This is a genomic window from Streptomyces sp. NPDC006476 (genome assembly GCF_040612015.1).
GTDB lineage: Bacteria > Actinomycetota > Actinomycetes > Streptomycetales > Streptomycetaceae > Streptomyces > Streptomyces griseorubiginosus_B.
This window is the reverse complement of sequence record NZ_JBEXPK010000271.1, coordinates 1-1,989: the sequence shown is the minus strand read 5'-3', so window position 1 is coordinate 1,989 and position 1,989 is coordinate 1. Positions and strand designations below refer to the sequence as shown.

General features: G+C 70.0%; 2 protein-coding genes. Both read left to right on the top strand.

Translation table 11 applies throughout. From position 1 onward, the window contains the following. Positions 1 to 90 precede the first annotated feature (90 nt). Positions 91 to 1,290 carry a hypothetical protein gene (locus tag ABZZ74_RS53920; RefSeq protein ID WP_356951414.1) on the top strand — a complete coding sequence of 400 codons (1,200 nt, stop codon included), beginning with the start codon at positions 91 to 93 and terminating at the stop codon, positions 1,288 to 1,290. 12 nt (positions 1,291 to 1,302) lie between these two features. Beyond that, on the top strand, positions 1,303 to 1,851 hold the full coding sequence (locus ABZZ74_RS53915) for a GNAT family N-acetyltransferase (protein ID WP_356951413.1): 549 nt from the start codon (positions 1,303 to 1,305) through the stop codon (positions 1,849 to 1,851). Positions 1,852 to 1,989 lie beyond the last annotated feature (138 nt).

The window sequence follows — 1,989 nt, the reverse complement described above, 5'->3', positions numbered from 1 at the left end:
CCTGGCGGCGCATCGGCTTTCCCTGCCCTGCTCCGCAGGAGTCCGTTTCCTCCCCCGCCTGAAGGCGGGAGTATCCACGGAGGAATCCCGATGAAGGAATTCGGCTTCAGCCGCCGGAAGCTGGCCGAAGAGGTCAACAAGATCAGCGAGCGGATCTTCGGCCGCCCCGGCGCGGCCACCGACCGGCACGTCCGCCGCTGGCTCTCCGGCCAGGCCCGTTGGCCCAACGAGCGATACCTTCTGCCTCTCGTAGAGATTTTCGACCGGCCGCCCGAGGCCATGGGGTTCGTACCGCGCGGACGCTCCAGCAACCGCATGCCCGTCCCCCCGCCGATGACCCCGGGCACCGGGGAGGGGGACGACCCAGTGAAGCGCCGCCTGTTCGTCTTCGCGTCGGCCGCCATGACCGTCGCCCTGGCCCTGGGCCTCGATGAGACCCCGACCGTCGGCCGTCTCACTCTCACCGACGTCGCCCGCGCCGACAGCAAGATCGGGCGTATGGTCTTCCACTTCAACAGCGTGGGCGGGGGCGCCCTGTTCGAGGTGTCCATGGGCTACCTCGACCGGCTGCGCACGGCCCTCGATGGCTGCACGTACGGGCCGAGCGTCGAGCAGGCCCTGCACTCCGCGATCTCCAACCTGTGCTCCTCCGCCGGGTGGGCCGCCCACGATGCCGGGCAACCCGGCCAGGCCCGGGTGCTGTTCGCCGACGCCCTGCAGTCCGCCCTACTTGCCGGAGACAAGCGAGGCCAGGCCCGCGCCTGGTCCAACCTCTCCATGCAGGCCCGCCTTGACGGCCGCACCCGCGGGGCTTTGCGCGTCAACAGAGCGGCTCTCGACACACGCCAGGCCCGCCAGGACCCCCGCATCGCGGCCCTGCTCCACTCCCGCCTCGCCATCGGCCACGCCCGCGCTGGCGACCACCCCGCGGCGGCCCGCTCGATCCTCGCCGCGCAGCGCGCCCACGACCGGTTCGACACCGCTTCCCCGGCCCCGCCGTGGCTCCGCTTCCTCGACGGGGCCGAGATCTCCGGTCTCGCTGCCATCGCCCACCAGGCCATGGGCCAGCTCACCGAAGCCGAACTGGCCACGGCCCAGGCCCTGCAGATGCTCGGCAAAGGGATGCGCCGCAACCGCGCGTACTACGGCGTGCAGCTGGCCGAGCTGCAGGTCGCCCAGGGGAACCTGCAGAGTGCGGAGCGGACCGCCAGTCAGATCGACACCAGCGCACTCAACAGTCAGCGGATCGCTGACCGTCTTGCCACCGTCCACCGCGCCATCGCTGCCTAGGAGGCCCCTCCCGTGACCGTCGACTTCCGGCACTACACCACCGACCAGGCCGCCGCGGTCCGCGAGACCCTGCTGGAGGTGTACGCCGAGGTCTACGCCGACGACATCGCCAATGACCCGTTCGCCGGCGTCGAGCGGTTCGCTGGCGGACTCGACAACTGGAGCGCCCGGCCAGGCTGGAGCTGCGTCATCGGCTACGACGACGACCAGCCCGTCGGCTACGCCTACGGCGCCGTACTCCCGCCGAACGCCCGCTGGTGGGGCGGATTGCTCACCGAGGTCGACGAGGACCTCGTCCGCGAGACCGGTGCACGCACCTACGCTCTGTCCGAGCTGATGGTCCGCATCCCGTGGCGCAAGACCGGCATCTCTCGCCAGCTGCACGACGCCCTGCTTGCCGAGCGGACCGAGGAGCGCGCCACCCTCCTGGTCCGTCAGTCTCACCCCAAGGTCCACGCGCTGTACGAGAGTTGGGGCTGGAAGACGATCGGTGACCTACGCCCGCGCATTGAGCACGCGCCTCTCATGCACGCCATGTTGCTCGACCTATCCCAGAGCTGACCTTCCGCGTGAACTGCCCTGACCAAGCGTCCGTGAGGCCCCTCGGTCGGATCTTTTCTGTCGCAAGATCGTTCCTACCAGGGGCCTCACGCCTGCCGGGAGTTGAGGTCCCGGAGTCACAGAGTGATCACACCCCGT